The 18,953-nt window shown below is 40.2% G+C and carries 16 protein-coding genes; 7 read left to right on the top strand and 9 right to left on the bottom strand.

The annotated features are described in order from the left end of the window. Nucleotides 1-116: 116 nt before the first annotated feature. Nucleotides 117-1,331, top strand: coding sequence for an aspartate aminotransferase family protein (locus tag ACPEH5_RS09025; RefSeq protein WP_042847617.1), 1,215 nt, complete (start codon nucleotides 117-119; stop codon nucleotides 1,329-1,331). 60 nt (nucleotides 1,332-1,391) lie between these two features. Here ACPEH5_RS09025 and ACPEH5_RS09020 read toward each other — a convergent pair whose 3' ends face one another. From ACPEH5_RS09020 to crp, 3 genes are all read right to left on the bottom strand, one after another. Then, nucleotides 1,392-2,741 carry a hypothetical protein gene (locus tag ACPEH5_RS09020; protein WP_166696966.1) on the bottom strand — a complete coding sequence of 450 codons (1,350 nt, stop codon included), beginning with the start codon at nucleotides 2,739-2,741 and terminating at the stop codon, nucleotides 1,392-1,394. Between the two features lie 175 nt (nucleotides 2,742-2,916). After that, nucleotides 2,917-3,903, bottom strand: coding sequence for a hypothetical protein (locus ACPEH5_RS09015; RefSeq protein ID WP_226693575.1), 987 nt, complete (start codon nucleotides 3,901-3,903; stop codon nucleotides 2,917-2,919). A 191-nt stretch (nucleotides 3,904-4,094) separates the two neighbouring features. Beyond that, on the bottom strand, nucleotides 4,095-4,727 hold the full coding sequence (gene crp / locus ACPEH5_RS09010; protein ID WP_004262556.1) for a cAMP-activated global transcriptional regulator CRP: 633 nt from the start codon (nucleotides 4,725-4,727) through the stop codon (nucleotides 4,095-4,097). A 355-nt stretch (nucleotides 4,728-5,082) separates the two neighbouring features. Between crp and ACPEH5_RS09005 the strand changes: the two genes are divergently transcribed. After that, nucleotides 5,083-5,484: an OsmC family protein gene (locus ACPEH5_RS09005; RefSeq protein WP_042847613.1), complete on the top strand. Its 402-nt coding sequence runs from the start codon at nucleotides 5,083-5,085 to the stop codon at nucleotides 5,482-5,484. Between the two features lie 90 nt (nucleotides 5,485-5,574). Here ACPEH5_RS09005 and ACPEH5_RS09000 read toward each other — a convergent pair whose 3' ends face one another. The 3 genes from ACPEH5_RS09000 to ACPEH5_RS08990 are packed head-to-tail and all read right to left on the bottom strand — an operon-like array spanning nucleotide 5,575 to nucleotide 7,688. Next, on the bottom strand, nucleotides 5,575-6,441 hold the full coding sequence (locus ACPEH5_RS09000) for a phosphoribulokinase (RefSeq protein ID WP_042847611.1): 867 nt from the start codon (nucleotides 6,439-6,441) through the stop codon (nucleotides 5,575-5,577). Between the two features lie 57 nt (nucleotides 6,442-6,498). Further along, the gene (locus ACPEH5_RS08995) at nucleotides 6,499-6,708 is read right to left on the bottom strand and encodes a YheU family protein (RefSeq protein WP_048605415.1); all 210 of its coding nucleotides are present in this window, start codon (nucleotides 6,706-6,708) and stop codon (nucleotides 6,499-6,501) included. Continuing rightward, nucleotides 6,705-7,688, bottom strand: coding sequence for a hydrolase (locus ACPEH5_RS08990; protein WP_042847799.1), 984 nt, complete (start codon nucleotides 7,686-7,688; stop codon nucleotides 6,705-6,707). Before ACPEH5_RS08990 ends, ACPEH5_RS08995 begins: the two co-directional genes overlap by 4 nt. A 102-nt stretch (nucleotides 7,689-7,790) precedes the next feature. Between ACPEH5_RS08990 and ACPEH5_RS08985 the strand changes: the two genes are divergently transcribed. Next, complete coding sequence (locus ACPEH5_RS08985) at nucleotides 7,791-8,396, top strand: LysE family translocator (RefSeq protein ID WP_048605414.1); 606 nt, start codon at nucleotides 7,791-7,793, stop codon at nucleotides 8,394-8,396. A 57-nt stretch (nucleotides 8,397-8,453) separates the two neighbouring features. Here ACPEH5_RS08985 and murP read toward each other — a convergent pair whose 3' ends face one another. Both murP and murQ read right to left on the bottom strand, forming a co-directional pair. After that, a complete protein-coding gene (gene murP, locus ACPEH5_RS08980; RefSeq protein WP_042847605.1) occupies nucleotides 8,454-9,923 on the bottom strand; it encodes a PTS N-acetylmuramic acid transporter subunit IIBC in 1,470 nt (489 codons plus the stop codon). Between the two features lie 27 nt (nucleotides 9,924-9,950). Then, nucleotides 9,951-10,862, bottom strand: coding sequence for an N-acetylmuramic acid 6-phosphate etherase (murQ, locus tag ACPEH5_RS08975; RefSeq protein ID WP_042847603.1), 912 nt, complete (start codon nucleotides 10,860-10,862; stop codon nucleotides 9,951-9,953). A 256-nt stretch (nucleotides 10,863-11,118) separates the two neighbouring features. On the opposite strand from murQ, the gene ACPEH5_RS08970 reads away from it, so the two are divergent. Both ACPEH5_RS08970 and adiA read left to right on the top strand, forming a co-directional pair. Further along, nucleotides 11,119-11,979, top strand: a complete 861-nt coding sequence (locus ACPEH5_RS08970; RefSeq protein ID WP_240133409.1) for a MurR/RpiR family transcriptional regulator — start codon at nucleotides 11,119-11,121, stop codon at nucleotides 11,977-11,979. A gap of 109 nt (nucleotides 11,980-12,088) precedes the next feature. Beyond that, nucleotides 12,089-14,356, top strand: a complete 2,268-nt coding sequence (gene adiA / locus ACPEH5_RS08965) for an arginine decarboxylase (protein ID WP_240133408.1) — start codon at nucleotides 12,089-12,091, stop codon at nucleotides 14,354-14,356. 75 nt (nucleotides 14,357-14,431) lie between these two features. Here the strand turns inward: adiA and ACPEH5_RS08960 are convergent, their stop codons facing one another. After that, nucleotides 14,432-16,366, bottom strand: coding sequence for an ABC transporter ATP-binding protein (locus tag ACPEH5_RS08960; protein ID WP_240133407.1), 1,935 nt, complete (start codon nucleotides 16,364-16,366; stop codon nucleotides 14,432-14,434). 222 nt (nucleotides 16,367-16,588) lie between these two features. Between ACPEH5_RS08960 and kefG the strand changes: the two genes are divergently transcribed. Further along, on the top strand, nucleotides 16,589-17,143 hold the full coding sequence (gene kefG / locus ACPEH5_RS08955; protein WP_042847597.1) for a glutathione-regulated potassium-efflux system ancillary protein KefG: 555 nt from the start codon (nucleotides 16,589-16,591) through the stop codon (nucleotides 17,141-17,143). After that, the gene (gene kefB / locus ACPEH5_RS08950) at nucleotides 17,143-18,948 is read left to right on the top strand and encodes a glutathione-regulated potassium-efflux system protein KefB (RefSeq protein ID WP_042847594.1); all 1,806 of its coding nucleotides are present in this window, start codon (nucleotides 17,143-17,145) and stop codon (nucleotides 18,946-18,948) included. The genes kefG and kefB overlap by 1 nt, the downstream gene beginning before the upstream one ends. Nucleotides 18,949-18,953 lie beyond the last annotated feature (5 nt).

Genomic DNA, 18,953 nt, shown 5'->3' with positions numbered 1-18,953 from the left:
TTGATAACAAATTAATTATGCATATTTCTCCGTTAACTATTGCTCTTTTGTGATTTTTTATTCATATTTGATGATTATATTTTCATTTTAGCAGAGAGTAAGGGTAGGTGAGGGGTATGTCAGAACAACAATCAGTCAATCGGCAGACTTTTGATCAAGTTATGTTGCCTATTTTTTCACCCGCTGAGTTTATCCCAGTTAAAGGTGAAGGTAGCCGTGTTTGGGATCAGCAAGGTAAAGAATATATTGATTTTGCAGGGGGGATTGCCGTTCTTGCCCTTGGGCATTGCCATCCTAGCTTAGTGTCGGCAGTGCGTGAACAAAGCGAAAAACTGTGGCATGTCAGTAATATTTTTACCAATGAGCAAGCACTTAAGTTAGCGCAAAAATTAACTAGCGCTACTTTTGCTGACCGTGCATTTTTTGTTAATTCAGGTTCTGAAGCGAATGAAGCCGCATTTAAGTTAGCGCGTCGTTATGCCATCACCAAATATAATCCTTATAAAACTAAGATTATTGCATTTAAGCAAGCTTTCCATGGCAGAACATTATTTACGGTCTCTGTTGGTGGGCAAGCGAAATATGCAGATGGTTTTGGGCCAAAACCTGCCGATATCATCCATGTCCCTTTCAACGATCTTGAAGCAGTAAAAGCGGTTATAGATGAAAATACCTGTGCGGTAGTGCTTGAGCCTGTACAAGGTGAAGGTGGGGTGACCGCGGCAACATCTGCATTTTTACAAGGTGTACGTAAGCTGTGTGATGAAAATAATGCACTGTTAATTTTTGACGAAGTACAAAGCGGTATGGGGCGTACAGGGAAATTATTTTCATATATGCATTATGATGTGACCCCCGATATTTTAACCACGGCAAAAGCACTGGGGGGTGGCTTTCCTATTAGTGCTATGATCACCACAGAAGAAATTGCTAAAACAATGGAAGTTGGGTCTCACGGTACTACCTATGGTGGTAATCCATTGGCTTGTGCGGTAGGGAATGCGGCCTTTGATATTATTAATACTGAGGAAGTACTAAATGGTGTCGAAAAGCGCCGTGAATTATTTATCGCTCATTTAAATAAACTGAATGATAAATACCACGTTTTTTCTGAGATCAGAGGAATGGGCTTATTAATTGGTGCTGAGTTAGACGGCAAACTATTGAACCGTTCGAAAGATATCCTGCAAGCCAGTGCAGTAGAAGGTTTAATGATGCTTAATGCGGGTGCTAATGTATTGCGGTTTACGCCGTCACTGATTATTTCTGAAGAAGAAATTAATAGCGGTATGGTGAAATTAGAGACAGCGATTGGGAAGTTGTTGAAATAACTAAGAGATAAGTTGCAGAATAATTTCTGCAACTTATTGAAAGTTTAATTTTTATAGCATTTACTGAGTTGGTAATTGTATTTTTATTGCCTTCAATCGTGCTTGTAATTGCTCTTTTGAACTACTAATTGGTATTCCAGCAGCTAGGCATTGAACTTTATGTGTATATAAATATTTTTTTACTCCTTTATTATTGGCTAAAGGATATTTATTTTTTAGTGTCTCTTCTTTTTGAGCTATTTTTTCCTCACTAACCTTAAGATCTGATGTAAGGTTATTGTCTTCATTATCGGAATGGTAGCCAGAAGATAACGAGGTGAGACTAATTGAGGCCATGGATAGCGCTTTGTTGGCAAGCTTTTCCTGTAGTGCTCTAATTTCATGATTTTTATTATTATTATCAATTCTTAAGTCTTGGACTAAACCTCTATAATCAAGGTTATCATTATCTAACTCTTCAATTGAATTATATAACAAGTCATTTTCTAATATTAAGTTTTTAATAATTCTATTGTTTTTTGTGTTTTCAGTTTCTAATTTTTTTTCAAATAGGTCATCAAAATCAAAGTCGTGAGACTCATTGTGGTAAATAGGTGTATTATCTTCATCGTAGGTAATGAAAGATTCACATATTATCGGTTTTTTCAGAGCTAAAATATTTTTTTCTAGAGCATTTTTATCCAATGTAATATTGTGAACTTTATTTCTTATATCTTTTAACTCATTACTCAATAAAATTTTTACTGAGTTTTGTATTTTAATTAATTTTTCGATTTTTTTATTTTTTCCTTCTATGTTATTTTCCATTGGTATTTCTTTTTCTAATGACACTAAGTATTTACTTTCTTTTTTTAAGTATGCAATTCCTCTTATTTTTGATTCATATCTTATGGCTGATTTCAGATCATCAATTTCGTTTTTTAGCTCTTCGCTTTTATTGGTCAATTTTTTATTTTTGTCTAATAAATCTAGGTAATGTTTAAGATAGCCTATTGTTTCATTTTGTTTCTCTATGATTTTATCTGTAGCTGGAATTTCGCTAAAAAAATCATTCTTACCTAGTAAATTATCAATGGAGTTTTCTGTTTTATTTTTTAAATCCTTAATGAATTGTGGGATATTAAATGAATTATTTATAAGCTTATTTTCAAGGGAAGAAATTGTTTTTTTGTTTGAGTTTAATTTATTAAGTAAATTTAAATCACTTCCCTTTGAACCAGCTTCTGGTAAGCTAATATAGAATTTTGATTCCGTATTTTTTTTGTTAAAATGAAAAAATGAGAATGGATTATTTATTTTCAAATTTTTAATTTTTTGTGTAATAGTGGGTGTTTCTTTCTTAGCCCCAGTTGATGAGTTTTTTCTGTATAGTGAGCTAGTTGTGGTGGTATCTAGGGGGGTGGTTTTCATAGTCATATCCTATATTAATATTAAAAAAGTAATTTGCTAAATAAATATTCATGCTTAATATTGAAATAATTAATTTATTCAATGCATTGATTTTATCTTATGGCATTATGATTTTACTAATAATGTATTATTAATCATTTGAATTAATAATGATCTTGTATAAAATAGAGATGTTTTATTTAATGGTTTGTTTTTTTAATTCTTTCAATAAATTATCGTTAATATGAATTTGGTTTTGTATTTCAAATATATTATCTTTAAGTGCCTTCATTTCCATGGTTAGTCTTTTTTCTTTTTCAATGCTATTGCTTATTTTTATTAAGTCAGCGGTTTTAATTGAATTAACATTTCTATTAAAGTGATTTTTTCGTGGTTTATAGTCTAATGGCATAGATTTGTTAGATAGTTTGTAATGTTGCATGATATATTGTGTTCTTAATACTGAAGTTTTTGTTTGTTGTATATTTCCCTTGAATTCAAAAGTGCTTTTAGGTAGAGGAATGTATTTGGAATTATCTTGATTATTATCAGCGACTTTATAGTGCACATATTTAAATTTTTTCTGAGAGGAATTCTTTGTTTTTTGTTTCATTGGTTCCAAAGGTAAATCAATATTATTGGTATTTTTTTTGTTTGTTCTGGTTATTAAAGGGGTTTTAGTGCTATTTTTATTTTCTAGTTGCTTAGGATGATGGTGATTTTTTATGATTTCGTTTTTTATTTCTGAGTTTTTGATGTTAATCCCTGGAGTTTTAACGTGCGGATACAAAAAATCAGCATATTTACGAATTTCTTTATCAGCACTATTAAAATCCTCAAAAACTGTCTGGTTTTCTGTTATTAGTGAGTCTGCATCTTGTTCATTATAAAAAGTAGATGCATAAAATTTATACAAGCGGACTTTCAATTGATTAACTTTATGCTTAAATTCGTCAGCGCTCAATAATTTAGTATTATTTATACTTTCTGAATCACTTTCATAAGCTGAGTCAATGCTTTCTAGGCTATAAGCATCTGATAGTTTAGATTGTTGCTGAGTGGATAAGGGCTCTTTTCTCGATGATGCAGTCACAGCAAAGATTTTCTTTATAAAATCATCGGAATTGCTAATGTTTTTAAAAAGTTCGGAATGGCCTGACAAATTGCTAAGTGTAATTTTCATAAATATAACCCTACTTAATATTATGATTATTATTTTATAGAGAGCTAAATAGATAAAATATAAAGAAACGATACTCATTAATATAAGCATATAAATATGTTGCTATAATTAAACTGAAATAGCCTTATATCGACGATATAAAGCTATTTTAAATTGCATGCCTCGCCAAGAGAGCGAGGCTGAAAGGTTAATTAACGTGTACCGTAAACAACGATGGTTTTACCGTGTGCAGAGATCAAGTTTTGATCTTCCAGCATTTTTAAAATACGGCCAACAGTTTCACGGGAACAACCGACAATTTGGCCAATTTCCTGACGGGTAATTTTGATTTGCATACCGTCTGGGTGGGTCATTGCGTCAGGTTGTTTCGCTAGATTCAATAGGGTTTGAGCGATACGGCCTGTGACATCTAAGAAGGCAAGGTTGCCGACTTTTTCGGATGTTGTTTGTAAACGACTGGCCATTTGCGCTGAGAGACGCATTAAAATATCAGGGTTAACCTGAATCAATTGACGGAATTTTTTGTAAGAAATTTCAGCAACTTCGCAAGCGATTTTAGCTCTCACCCACGCAGTACGTTCTTGCCCTTCTTCAAATAACCCCAGTTCACCAATGAAATCCCCTTGATTCAGGTAAGAGAGGATCATTTCTTTGCCTTCTTCATCTTTAATTAAAACAGCCACTGAACCTTTAACGATATAGTAAAGGGTTTCTGCTTTCTCACCCTGATGGATCAGTGTGCTCTTGGATGGATACTTATGAATATGGCAGTGTGACAAAAACCATTCAAGAGTAGGGTCTGTTTGTGGCTTGCCGAGAACCATTAGCGTTATCCTCTGTATGTTATTGCAGCCATCCGGAAAAGCTTACCAGAAAGGCTGGCTTTAAAGTCACTAGCTTAGCATATTAATTTGCCTTATATACCCTAAATAATGTGAAGAGCTGAATAACTTCAGCGCATTCGATAGGCTAGGGTAAACAAATTGATATCAACACTATAATATAATCAATTAAACCGCTGAGTTTTGATCTTAGTCCTATCAACTAAGTATTGTTTGTAGCATATCCAATGAAGAAAGTCTCCCCTGTATCGCTTCAGCCTAATAAAGCTGATATAACATTCATTATATCTATGGAACAATGTAGCCTTTAAACCGATTTCATTTCAAGGGGAATAAAATGGAAGCAAGAGTAAAATGGGTAGAAGGACTTTCCTTTCTAGGTGAGTCAGCTTCAGGGCATCAAGTCATGATGGATGGTAATGCAGGTGATAAAGCACCTAGCCCAATGGAAATGGTGCTAATGGCGGCAGGTGGATGTAGTGCAATAGATGTCGTTTCAATTTTACAAAAAGGGCGAAATGATATTACTGATTGTGAAGTTAAATTAACATCGCAGCGCCGTGAAGAAGCTCCACGTTATTTTGTTAAAATACATTTGCATTTTATCGTAACAGGAAATGAATTAACGGAAAAAACGGTTGAAAGAGCTGTTCAGCTCTCGGCTGAAAAATATTGCTCAGTGGCACTGATGCTAGAAAAAACGGTTGAAGTCACTCATAGCTTTGAAATAAAAAATTAAAAATAAATTTATTTTTTATATTAAAATTTTAATAAAAAGATGCTTACCTTAATTAATGGTAAGCGTCTTACTTATTATTTGAGAAATAATTTAACTGTTTTTCTGATTAATTAACTTTTCAACTAATGGCATCATGATCAATTCCATTGCTAGACCGAGTTTTCCTCCGGGTACGACAATGGTATTCATAGCCGAAATAAAAGAACCGCAGATCATTGAAAGCAAATAGGGGAAATCGATGTGTTCGAGCCCTCTAAAGCGGATCACAATAAAACTTTCATCTTGTGAAGGGATAGTTTTGGCTGAAAATGGGTTGGAAGTGTCTACAGTCGGAACTCGTTGGAAATTGATATGAGTACGCGAAAACTGAGGGGTAATGTAGTTGATATAGTCCCCCATTGAACGCACAACAGAGTCCATAACCGCTTCACGGGAATGGCCCCTTTCGGTCGTATCACGAACCAACTTTTGAATCCATTCAAGATTGACAATCGGGACAACGCCAACAAGTAAATCAACATGTTGAGCTACATTATGCTCAGGTGTAACAACCCCACCATGCAGACCCTCGTAGAATAACACATCAGTTTTTTCAGGGAGTGGTTCCCAAGGTGTAAAAGTACCTGGTTGTAGACCGTACGGAACCGCTTCATCATAGGTATGTAGGTATTTTCGTGATTGTCCACAACCTGTTTTTGCATAATCAATTAAAGTTTGTTCTAGCAAAGCAAAGTCATTCGCTTCAGGACCAAAATAACTGATATGCCGACCTTGTTCTCTCGCCTTGCGGATAGCCATGTCCATTTCAGGCCGCGTGTAACGATGAAAGCTGTCCCCTTCTAATGTAGCTGGTTGGATATTGAGTTGGTGGAAAACTTTACGGAATGCTTGGCTAGTTGAGGTCGTGCCTGCACCACTGGAACCGGTGATAGCAATAATCGGATGTTTTTTGGACATAGCGAACTCCCTGTGTTGCGCTTATGTCCACTATGACAAAATAGCGAACAAAGCGGGTTAGCGGGTTTTAGGCATGAAATTAACCGACTCATGCAATTCAGACCAGACTAGCACAATTTCGCCAGAAACTAACTGCCGTTTCACATCATTAACTTTGTCTTGTAAGCTTTTCTCATGTGCCCCATAGTCAGTTCCTTCTCGTAAAACATAGCTTTCGATGAGGTTTTCCAGTGCTTCTGGAGATAACTCACGCCAAGGAATAATCATGGGTTTTCCTTATTTAAATAAGGGGTTAACCATTGCGGAATTCGAGTTTCTAGCCACATTTGCGGTTTTCTAAAGGTCCCGCTGACAAAACCAACGTGCCCGCCATGTTCTGTCATTTGATATTCCACATTATGGGGAAGAAAAGATAAATCAGGAACAACCTCAGGAGCCATAAATGGATCATCTTTGGCGTGAATAATTAATGTTGGTTTAGTAATGTGAGCCAATTTAGGTAATGCACTGCATTTCTGATAGTAATCTGAGGCATCATCAAAACCGTGGATACGTGCAGTGATAACATCATCAAAATCACGAATGCGTTTAACTTGCTTAAGCTGCAATAAATTCAGTGGTAATGACCCAGGATAGCGTACGAGTTTACGAGTTGCGTTACGTTTTAAGCCATTTAATAAATAGCGCTGATAAAACTGGGAAATGCCTTTTTCCATTCGTAGGGAGCAAGCCTCTAACATTAATGGGGCAGATACAACCACTCCCGCATCTAAATCCGCATTTTGACCACTTTCAGCCAAGTAACAAGCCAACATATTCCCACCAAGGGAATACCCCACAGCAGCCGTTGGCGTATCACCAAAAGTTTGTTTTAACCAGCGTAAGAAGTAGCGAGCATCATCGGTTTCACCTGAATGATAAATACGCTGTTGGCGATTGGGTTCGCCGCTACATCCACGAAAGTGCATGACAACGCCTAGCCAGTCGTGTTTTTCCGCTGTTTCTAACATTCCATGAGCGTAAGGGCTCTTAAAATTACCTTCTAACCCATGAAAAATGACTAAGCGTGGTTTATGAGCCGCAAGCTCAGGTTTTTCACTCCATGCGAGATCAATAAAATCACCGTCAGGCAATTCAAGTCGCTGCCAAATAGGTTTAATTTTCGGGGTTCTACGAAAAATCCTAGGCAGTAGAGTTTGGAGGTGTGGATTTTTAGCCCAACTGATTGGACGAAAGTTTTCAGACATAACCTTATTTTTATTTAATAGGAGCTCTTGTGAGTCACATAACATACTGTTATTTTTTTGTGATGCAAGTAAACAAATTTGGGTTTGAGGATTAAATTATAAATGACACTGGGGCTGATCTTTTCTCTTTTTACATTTCTATTCATTGCAGCAGTCACACCCGGCCCTAATAATATGTTGCTAACATCAAGTGCGGCAAACTACGGTTTTCGTCATGCGATTACATTATGCTTAGGTATTATGCTAGGTATGCAATCGATACTTTACCTCTCAGCATTTGGTATTGCTGCACTTTTATTGCTCTATCCTGCGATTCATATTGCCTTAAAAGTGGTGGGCAGTGTGTATCTTCTCTGGCTGGCATGGAAAACAGCAACAGCTAATTATGCACCAATTAAGACGGATAGCGAAGTGGGGAAAAGCGTAACATGGTATCAGGGGGGCTTATTACAATTTCTAAACCCTAAAGCTTGGATGATGGGGCTAGGGGCAGTTGGTGGCTTTAGCCTGCCTGGTGAGTTATTCAGCCAATCTATTTTAGTCATGAGCGTGGCATTTGTAATCGTCAACTTAGTGGCAGGTTTGATTTGGATGGGCTTTGGCTCATTGATTAGCTTATTTTTACGTAGTCGCCAAGCTTGGTTTATCTTTAATTTAGCGATGGGGCTGCTAACTGCGCTGTGTGTCCCATTGATTTGGTTGGAATAGCGTTTTTTATTGATTGAAAAAAGCAGCCCTAAGAGCTGCTTTTTGTTTAGGGCATGATTAACTTAAATCTACGCCTTTACTACCAAACAGGTAGGTAAATAGGAAGCCGCACACATAGGAAACCAATACTCCCCCCGCGTACACAGCCATCCCGGCGAGGACACCTTGACCGGATGTCATTAATGGAATGGCAATTAACCCAGATGGCCCAAACACAGTATTTAAACCGACAGGTAACCCCATCCACGCGACGGCCCCGATAAAGAAACCACCAGCTGCGCCACCTAAACAGGCGGTGACAAACGGTTTGACGCGCGGGAGTGTGACACCATAAATCAGCGGCTCACCGATCCCTAAGAAACCGGGGAACAGGGCGCCACCAATTTGCCCACGGGTGACTGAACCTTTTTTCGCTTTCACATACAAGGCGAGGGCTGCACCCACTTGACCAGCGCCCGCCATTGCCAATATCGGAAATAGTGAGTTAAACCCTTGTGCATCAACGAGGGCAACGTAGACAGGAATAAACCCTTGATGAACACCAAACATCACGGCGATTAAGAACACCCCAGCCAAAATAGCTGTTCCAATAGGATTGCCATTTAAGTGCATGAATAACCAAGACATTCCATCAAACAGCCAAACACCAATCGGCATGATAAAGATAAAGGTTGCTGCGCCCACAATTAACAGAGTTATGGTTGAGGTTAAAATAATATCAAGGCTGGATGGGATAATTTTGCGAACTTGTTTTTCAACCCATGCCCCAAAAATACAGGCAATTAAAATTCCAATGATGTTGCCTCGAGGGTCAATGTGCCAGCCGAAGAAGTTTGACATCCCCGAATAAAAGCCTTTTGTTGCTTCTGGGTCGTAACCTAAAATAAATAAAGCGGCAATAATGGCACCATTAACGCCACTACCTCCAAAGGCTTTTTGGGCATTATAGCCAATTAATAGTCCCATAAAGGTAAATAAACCTTTGCCGAATATCGCGAGATAGGCAATGGCACTTTTTAACCAGCCCAACTGTTGGGAGTCCGGTGGAAATAAGTTTTCATTGGCGACTAACAACCCAAGCAATGAGGCTATCCCCATCAAAAGACCCGCTCCGATGAATCCTGGAATCAAGGGGGTAAATATGGTGGCGAATTTTGAGAGAAAGCGGTGTACTGCGCTAGTTTGTTTCTTTTTTAACTGCTGTTTATTAGCAGAAGCAATTTGGTTAAGGTCTTGGGTCTGATGAGAAGACTCGTCGATATCATCTTCAGCATCTTCTAGCATTTGGTTCATTAAGTCCGCGGCAGTTTGGGCTTTACCGGGGCCCAGAACAATTTGCAGTTGTTCATCACTTTCGATAACGCCAAGCACACCTGCGATTTGTTTTAGTGCGGCTTTATCGACTAATTGATCATTATTGAGTGTGAGTCGTAAACGGGTCATACAGTTACCCGCTAATTTAATATTGCGACGACCCCCAACCTGTTGCAGGATCTGCTGCATCATTTCTATTGTTATTTTAGCCATACCATTTATCTCATTAAAATCCGCGAATTAGGCGGAAGGTGCCATATTGAGTGCTGTACGAATAAAACCATGATTGTCCGAGAGTAGTTGACGTGCATCATCGGCATTCAGGCCGGTTAACACCATCAAAATGGCCGTTTTACAGTGCCTATCACATTGTTGAAGCGCGGTTTCTGCGGTTGCTCGGTCGCAGTCTGTTGCCTCCATGACAATCTTCGTTTGCCTTTCAATTAATTTGGCATTGGTGGCTTCTACATCGACCATCAAATTACCAAATACTTTTCCAATGCGGATCATCGCGCCAGTAGTGATCATATTCAGCACTAATTTCTGAGCGGTTCCCGCTTTCATGCGTGAAGAGCCTGTGACCACTTCTGCGCCCACAACAGGGGTGATAGCGATATCTGCTGCATTAGCGATAGGGCTATTTGGGTTACAGCTGATGGCAGCTGTGGTTGCACCAATCTTGTTTGCATAGGCTAACGCACCTAACACATATGGGGTACGCCCACTCGCAGCAATACCAACGAGTATATCTTTTTCATTAAATTGAATATTTTTCAGGTCTTGCTCACCTAATTCGGGTTTATCTTCTGCATTTTCAACGGCACGGAAAATCGCTTGGTGACCGCCTGCAATAAGCCCAACGACTTGCTCATGGGGGGTACCGTATGTTGGTGGGCACTCGCTGGCATCAAGTATTCCTAAACGCCCTGATGTTCCTGCTCCCGAGTAAATTAACCGCCCGCCGTTTAGAAATGCGTCTGCGACCTTATCAACCAATTGTGCAATTTCAGGAAGAACTTTCTCGACTGCCAAAGGGACTTGTTTGTCTTCGTTGTTAATCACTTGCAGCATTTGCAAGGTCGGTAGTTGGTCAATATGCGTACTCGCCGCATTGCGGCTTTCCGTTACCATTTTGCTTAAATCGATAGCCATAAAAAATTGCTCCTAAATCCATAATTGGATTAATATTAAGGAATTATTTATTCCAATGGTGTGATTGGAATCACGGTGTTATCTATTCTAACTTGCGAATATAAAAGAATATTTTGTTATTTTTTTAATGGCTTTAAATTGTATGTGATTGAATTATAGTTATTATTTTTGATTCATCAGCGAATTAAAAGAGGAATAATTTATTATTATTTTATTTTTATGAACCCTGATATAGCGATTATCAGCTGAGGTTGTCATGACATTATTGGATATCATTACTTATTCATTACCGCGATTAGCCGAAAATCAACGTAAAATTGCACAATTTATTATTGAAAATCCGGAAAACGTACTGAACTTATCTTCTCAACAATTGGCAGAAATCTTAGATGTGAGCCAATCAGCTATTGTTAAGTTTAGTCAAAAAGTTGGGGTAAAAGGCTACCCAGCGCTAAAACTGGCATTAAGTGAGATTATTGGGCGTCAACAGCTTAATGAAAGTGCCCCTCACGTGGCTTTGCATAACCGTATTGCACCGAATGATAACTTGATGGTAGTAGCTCAAAAATTAGCGATGGAAAAGAACCATTCCATCACGGAAACAACAAAATTAATTGATTTCAAGCAATTTGAAAAAATTGTCGAACGAATAGACCAATCTCAGCGAGTACAAATTGTTGGCATTGGTGGGTCAGGGCTGACGGCAAAGGACTTGAGCTACAAGTTACAAAAAATAGGTATTACGACACTCGTCGAGTCCGACCATCATGTGCAAATTGCCGCCGCTTTAACACTTAATGCCAATGACATACAGATAGTTATCTCTTTTACAGGTAAACGCAAAGACATGCTAACAGCGGCTAATATTGCACGTAAACAAGGAGCCTGTGTGGTTGCCATTACCCGGGACCGGCATTCACCTCTTGCACAAATTTCTGATTACATTCTTGAAAGTGTCGCAGAAGAAGATGAATGGCGTAGTTCTTCTATTTCATCGAGAACCGCTCAGAATACGCTGACCGATTTAATCTTTATGGCGCTATTACAAAGGCGAGAAGGCAAAGCAAAATCGCTAGTAATGAATGCAAGAGTTGTTATTAATAAATTAGATGAATAGCGTTGAAAAGGAAGAACGGGCTCATCGATAACTTTGCAAAAAATCCTTATTTACGTTAAGACTAACGATATAAGTATTTTAATTTTAACTAGTTTAAGAGGAATTATTGATGAGAGCACTCATTGTTTATACTGAGTTAACCGACGAAGATTCCGTTATCAGCCATGCCGTAGCAAGGCTTGCTAGTGAGCTTAATGATGAACACGTAGAGACCGTGATTATCCGCGATTTTGAAGATGGAATGGCATACATTCGCTCGAATACCAGCATTGATTGTTTGTTATATGGGCGTGATATGTCCGACAAACAAGAACAAACACAAGCACATCAATTAATTACTCAACTTCATCGCCGCCAAGAAGATGTCCCCGTTTTTTTATTGAGTGATCGCGAAGAAGCTTTAACGGCATTTGACCGAAAAATGATGGAACAAGTCGATGAGTTTGCATGGATTTTAGAAGATTCAGCTGATTTTATCGCAGGGCGCGTCCTCGCCGCTATTATTCGTTATCGTGCGCAATTATTGCCGCCACTGATGAAAAGCTTAATTAAATATAGCGATATACATGAATACTCGTGGGCAGCACCGGGTCACCAAGGTGGCGTTGGTTTTACCAAAACCCCTGCGGGCCGCATTTATCATGATTTTTTTGGTGAAAATTTATTTCGTACTGATATTGGTATTGAACGCGTCGCAGTAGGCTCTTTACTGGATCATACCGGTGCTTTTGGTGAGTGCGAAAAAAATGCAGCGCGTATTTTCGGGGCTGACCAGTCTTATTCCGTGGTTGTGGGAACCTCGGGCTCCAATCGAACCATTATGCAAGCCTGTATGACTGATGAAGATGTGGTGGTAATCGACCGAAATTGCCATAAATCTATCGAACAAGGGCTGATCCTTACCGGAGCTAAGCCCGTATACATGACCCCGAGTCGTAACCGCTACGGAATTATTGGGCCAATTTACCCGACAGAGATGACGCCGGAAGCGATCACTGAAAAAATCGCTCAAAATCCACTAACATCGGATAAAATCGGCAAACGCCCAGCTTATAGCGTGGTAACCAATTGCACCTATGACGGTGTTTGCTACCATGCACGTAAGGTGCAAGATTTACTCGATAAATCCTTAGATAGAATCCATTTCGATGAGGCATGGTACGGTTATGCACGTTTTAACCCAATTTATCATGGCCATTTTGCCATGCGGGATGAACCACGAAATGGCGATGAACCGACCATCTTTGCTACACACTCCACTCATAAATTACTTAACGCTCTTTCACAAGCCTCATTTATTCATATCCGAAATGGCCGTAATGCTATTGATTTCAATCGCTTTAATCAGGCTTATCATATGCATGCCACCACCTCACCGCTGTATGCGATTTGTGCCTCGAATGATATCGCAGCAGATATGATGGATGGTAATAGTGGGCGTTCTTTGACAGATGAAGTTATTCGTGAAGCTATCGATTTTCGCCAATCATTAGGTTACTTGTATAAAGAGTTTCTTAACGATGATGAATGGTTCTTTAAACCATGGAATCAGGAAATGGTGAAAGACCCTGCAACAGGTAAAGGTTATGCCTTTGAAGAAGCCCCTGTTCAATTGTTGATGAAAGAGCAAAGCTGCTGGGTAATGAATCCTGAAGATAAATGGCACGGTTTTAAGGATATCCCTGAAAACTGGGCGATGCTTGACCCAATTAAAGTCAGTATTTTGTCACCGGGAATGGGGGAGGATGGCAAACTGCTGGGTACAGGTGTACCCGCGGCACTAGTGACCGCGTGGCTAAATCATTATGGTATTGTGCCGACCCGCACCACTGACTTCCAGATTATGTTCTTGTTTTCTATGGGGATCACCAAAGGGAAGTGGGGGACTTTGGTCAATGCGCTGCTGTCTTTTAAACGCCACTATGACAATAATACTGGGCTGAAGAAGGTATTACCGGAAGTGGTGGAAACCGCTCCTGAGATTTATGGTCATATGGGGTTACGTGACTTAGGTGATAAAATGTTCACTTATCTGCAAAAAAATAACCCCGGAGGGCAACTGAACCAAGCTTATGAGCAACTGCCTGAAGTAATGATGAGCCCAAGGGATGCGTACCAAGAGATTGTCGCTAACCGTGTTGAAGCGGTGCCCCTTGATAAACTGGCAGGGCGCATTGCTGCTAACTCAATAATTCCGTATCCACCGGGTATCCCAATGTTGTTATCAGGTGAAAGCTTCGGTGATAAAAATAGTCCACATATCGGTTACTTGCATAGCTTGCAAGCGTGGGACAGTGAGTTCCCCGGTTTTGAACACGAAACCGAAGGGACTGAAATTATCGATGGGCAGTATTATGTGATGTGTGTGAAAGGATAAGATTCAACTATGATAAAAACGAAAAGCTATCAAAGATAGCTTTTCGTGATTTTAAGGAATTGTGATGTTTTATAACTAATTTATTTCAAACTCACTGGTCATGGTTTCTAACTGTTCTTGCAGCTCCATCCATTCCATTTCAACGTCTTCAAGTGCTGATTTGTGCTCAGTCTGCTTTTTCAAACATTCTGCCAAATCGGCTTTTTTATCTTGTTCATAGATAGCTGCATCAGAAAGTTTTGCCTCTAGCTCACTCAGGGCGTTGGAATGTTTATCCATCTGCTTTTCCAATTCCGTGATTTTTTTACGGATTGGCTGAGTCAGTTGACGGAATTCTGCTTCGCGGCGCTTTTGGTCTTTTCTATCTTGGGCGGTGACTGTTGAAGTTGCCGCAGGCTTATCTTTTTCTTGTTGATCTCGGACTTGCTGTAGTTCCAGCTTGTTTTGCTCGACAAGCCATTGTTGGTAATCTTCTAAATCACCATCAAATTGCTCGACCGCGCCGCCGTGAACTAAATACAGCTCATCGGTAGTTGAGCGCAATAAATGCCTATCATGGGAAACCACCACTAAAGCCCCTTCAAATGCCATTAAGGCTTCTGTCAACGCTTGGCGCATGTCTAAATCCAAGTGGTTGGTTGGTTCATCGAGTAACAACAGATTCGGGCGCTGCCAAACAATCAACGCTAAGACTAAGCGTGCTTTTTCACCGCCAGAGAAACGGCCACTAGGGTCTGTCACTTGGTCACCCTTAAAGCCAAAACCGCCTAAATAGTCGCGTAACTGCTGCTCAGTTTGCTCAGGAGCCAAACGAGCTAGATGCTGCAAGGGCGATTCTTCAGGATGTAGATACTCTAATTGATGCTGAGCAAAGTAACCTAACTTAATACCTTTAGCGAGGGAGATCTCCCCTTGTAATGGTGGTAAATCGCCAGCTAGCATTTTAATTAAGGTGGATTTACCAGCACCATTACGGCCTAATAAACCAATACGTGAACCGGGCACTAAATTCAATTTTATCGATTGCAAAATGACTTTTTCGCTATAACCCGCACTGACTTTTTCCATTTTTAATAATGGGTTAGGTAAGCTTTCAGGTTTGCGGAATGAAAAATGGAACGGGTTATCCACATGAGCGGGCGCCACCATTTCCATTTTTTCTAACATCTTAATACGGCTTTGCGCTTGCTTGGCCTTTGTCGCTTGCACTCTAAAACGGTCAATATAGCTTTGTAAATGAGCGGCTTTTGCTTGTTGGCTTTCATACAACGCTTGTTGTTGTGCTAATTTAGTTGCACGTTGGCGCTCAAAAGAAGAATAGTTGCCCGTGTATTCGAACAGGCTTTCTTGTTCTATATGCAGGACTTTATCAATAATTGGATCAAGGAAATCCCTATCATGGGAAATTAAAATTAATGTACCTTGGTAGCCTTTAAGCCACTTTTCTAACCAAATAACCGCATCTAAATCAAGGTGGTTAGTTGGTTCATCGAGTAGTAATAGGTCAGAACGGCAAAGTAGAGCCTGAGCGAGGTTCAAACGCATACGCCACCCACCAGAAAAAGATTTCACTGGTGAGTCTAATTGCGCTTGGCTAAAGCCTAAGCCGTGTAGCAAGCTGGAGGCGCGAGAACGGATTGTCCATGCATCAATTGCATCGAGTTGCCCATGGATAACCGCAATGGCATGGCCATCATTTTTTTCATTGGCTTGTTGTAGCTTTTGTTCTAGAGCACGGAACTCACGGTCACCGTCAATCACATACTCAAGGGCAGGGACATCAAGGGCAGGGGTTTCTTGGTTGACCCATGCCATGGACCAATTACTTGGGAAGGTTGCAGAACCTGCTTCAGCTTGTAATTCGCCTTTTAATAGTGCTAGAAGGGTCGATTTACCGCAGCCGTTTTTACCCACTAAACCAACTTTTTGGCCAGGGTTAATCGTCGCAGTGGCGTTATCCAGTAGGACACGAACACCTCGGCGAATTTGGAGTGAAGAGAAAACAATCATAGCAACCGTCTATTAAAAATATGTTAAATTATCAACGTATATACTCTAAATAATTCACGGTGCTGTTAGGCGACAAACAAATGAGTCGCTAGGAGCCTATTTAAGTAGGTGACTAGTGCGAATGCGCGTAGTCAACAACACAGCAACGTGAAGTATGACGAGTATAGCAGGCTGCATGGTAACGGAAAATGTTCCGTCTGACACGCCTTTGAGGAGGGAAAGATGTCAAATACACCTAAAGTACTGGTGATCTACGCTCACCCAGACCCTGATGAGTCTATTGCTAACAAGGCATTACTTAGTGTGGTGTGTGGTTTTGAACATGTGACAGTCCATGATTTATACGCAACCTATCCTGATTATTTTATTGATGTAACTGCGGAACAAGAATTACTGTGCCAGCACGATATCATTGTTTTTCAACACCCTCTCTATACTTATAGTTGCCCTGCGTTGTTGAAAGAATGGTTTGACCGTGTTTTAACGCGCCGTTTTGCAACGGAGATGGGCTATCAAAAACTGAAAGGGAAATACTGGCGTTCTGTGATCACGACAGGCGAACCCATTCATGCATATCAACATGACGGCTATAATCATTACCCACTTAACGAAATACTTCGACCATTTGAATTGACCGCATTGATGTGTGATATGCAATGGTTGGAACCTATCATTATTTATGCAGCACGTCGGCAGCCCACTGAGCGGTTTCAACAGCTGATTGATGACTACCGTCAATGGATACAACAACCGCTAAGCGCGGGAGGGCTCTCCTAATGTCAGAATTGGGGCTATTTGAATCTGTCATTATTTTTTTATGTGCCGGTGTGGTGATGGTACCTATTGCACAAAAAATCCGTTTAGGGGCGGTGCTTGGGTATTTACTCGCGGGGATTATGATTGGGCCATTTGTTTTGGGCTTTATTCATAACGTCGATGACATTTTACATTTCTCTGAAATGGGGGTGGTATTCCTAATGTTCTTAATTGGTTTAGAGTTAAAACCATCTAAACTGTGGGAACTTAGGCGCTCTATTTTTGGTGTAGGAACCGTGCAGGTGGTTGTTACTGCGGCAATAATGGCATCACTGTTATTTTTAGCGAAGTTTTCTTGGCAAGCTGCTGTGGTTGGTGGGCTGGGGATGGCAATGTCTTCAACCGCTATGGCTTTGCAACTCATGAATGAAAAAGGCATGTCCAACAAAGAAAGCGGGCAGCTTGGTTTTTCTGTGTTGTTATTCCAAGATATGGCGGTGATCCCCATTATGGCATTGATCCCCTTATTAGCTGGGGATTCGGCCACAAGTGATTGGCAAAAGATTGGCTTAAAAGTTATCGCATTTGCCGGTTTATGGGTGGTGGGGCGTTACTTGTTACGCCCAATGTTTAAATTAGCGGCGAAATCAGGCGTACATGAAATTTTTACAGCTGCAGCACTATTGGTAGTGTTAGGGTCTGCATTAATAATGGAAAGCCTTGGGTTCTCAATGGCATTAGGGACGTTTATGGCAGGTGTGATGCTAGCAGAAACAGAATTTCGCCATGAACTCGAAATTAATATTGAGCCATTCAAAGGGCTATTGCTGGGGTTATTTTTTATCTCAGTTGGGATGTCACTAAATTTACAAATACTCTGGGCGTATTTACCACAAGTTTTGGTTGCTGTGGTCATTCTTGTCGCGGTAAAAGCCCTTGTCCTTTATGGCCTGAGCCATGCAGCAAGGCTTAGGAATGGTGCTAGAGCACAATTTTCTGGTGTTTTAAGTCAAGGCGGGGAATTTGCTTTTGTCATTTACGCAACCGCATCTGGTGCAAGTGTGATTGACGAGCGCCAAATGGACCTCTTATTGGTGGTCGTCACCCTTTCTATGATGACAACACCACTTGTGATGCAGTTGATAGACGCTTATCTGAACTACCGCTATAATCGGCAACCAACGTCAAGTGAAAAACCATTTGTCGAAGATAACGACCCTCATGTTATTTTGGTTGGTTTTGGTCGTATGGGGCAAGTGGTAGGCCGCCTATTAATGGCCAATAAAGTCAAAATTACCGTACTTGAACAGGATGTTACAGCGATAGGTACAATGCGGCGCTATGGCTATACTGTTTATTATGGGGATGCGCGTGAGCTACAATTATTGCGCTCAGCGGGAGCAGAAAAAGCGAAGGCAATTGTGATCACTAGTGATGTGCCCGAAGAAGTTATGGAAATTGTACATTTATGCCAAGAGAATTTCCCTAATTTACATATCATCGCACGCGCGAAAGGCCGTGTAGAGGCACACGAATTATTGCAAAGTGGTGTCACTGACTTTAGTCGAGAAACCTTCTCTAGCGCATTAGAATTGGGGAGTAAGGCATTAATTAGTACCGGTATGCATCCACATAAAGCATACCGAGCTAAACAACATTTCCGCCGTCTAGATATGCGTGTGCTTAGAGAGATTATTCCTGAAAATGAAGGGGATAGCGGCCAAGTTTCTCGTGTCAAAGAGGCAAGGCGCGAGTTAAATGAGCTGTTTGAAAAAGAAATGCTTAGAGAGCATCGCCAGCCACATGGCTGGAATAAAGATGAATAAAGGAA

Origin of the sequence: Providencia sp. NPDC089933, assembly GCF_049545585.1 — a bacterium.
Taxonomy (GTDB): Bacteria; Pseudomonadota; Gammaproteobacteria; order Enterobacterales; family Enterobacteriaceae; genus Providencia; species Providencia huashanensis.
This window is presented reverse-complemented; position numbering and strand designations above follow the sequence as displayed.

Coding starts and splice junctions, on each gene's coding strand:
- ACPEH5_RS09025 (WP_042847617.1), top strand. CDS start 117: ATGTCAGAACAACAATCAGTCAATCGGCAGACTTTTGATCAAGTTATG.
- ACPEH5_RS09020 (WP_166696966.1), bottom strand. CDS start 2,741: ATGAAAACCACCCCCCTAGATACCACCACAACTAGCTCACTATACAGA.
- ACPEH5_RS09015 (WP_226693575.1), bottom strand. CDS start 3,903: ATGAAAATTACACTTAGCAATTTGTCAGGCCATTCCGAACTTTTTAAA.
- crp (WP_004262556.1), bottom strand. CDS start 4,727: ATGGTTCTCGGCAAGCCACAAACAGACCCTACTCTTGAATGGTTTTTG.
- ACPEH5_RS09005 (WP_042847613.1), top strand. CDS start 5,083: ATGGAAGCAAGAGTAAAATGGGTAGAAGGACTTTCCTTTCTAGGTGAG.
- ACPEH5_RS09000 (WP_042847611.1), bottom strand. CDS start 6,441: ATGTCCAAAAAACATCCGATTATTGCTATCACCGGTTCCAGTGGTGCA.
- ACPEH5_RS08995 (WP_048605415.1), bottom strand. CDS start 6,708: ATGATTATTCCTTGGCGTGAGTTATCTCCAGAAGCACTGGAAAACCTC.
- ACPEH5_RS08990 (WP_042847799.1), bottom strand. CDS start 7,688: ATGTCTGAAAACTTTCGTCCAATCAGTTGGGCTAAAAATCCACACCTC.
- ACPEH5_RS08985 (WP_048605414.1), top strand. CDS start 7,791: ATGACACTGGGGCTGATCTTTTCTCTTTTTACATTTCTATTCATTGCA.
- murP (WP_042847605.1), bottom strand. CDS start 9,923: ATGGCTAAAATAACAATAGAAATGATGCAGCAGATCCTGCAACAGGTT.
- murQ (WP_042847603.1), bottom strand. CDS start 10,862: ATGGCTATCGATTTAAGCAAAATGGTAACGGAAAGCCGCAATGCGGCG.
- ACPEH5_RS08970 (WP_240133409.1), top strand. CDS start 11,119: ATGACATTATTGGATATCATTACTTATTCATTACCGCGATTAGCCGAA.
- adiA (WP_240133408.1), top strand. CDS start 12,089: ATGAGAGCACTCATTGTTTATACTGAGTTAACCGACGAAGATTCCGTT.
- ACPEH5_RS08960 (WP_240133407.1), bottom strand. CDS start 16,366: ATGATTGTTTTCTCTTCACTCCAAATTCGCCGAGGTGTTCGTGTCCTA.
- kefG (WP_042847597.1), top strand. CDS start 16,589: ATGTCAAATACACCTAAAGTACTGGTGATCTACGCTCACCCAGACCCT.
- kefB (WP_042847594.1), top strand. CDS start 17,143: ATGTCAGAATTGGGGCTATTTGAATCTGTCATTATTTTTTTATGTGCC.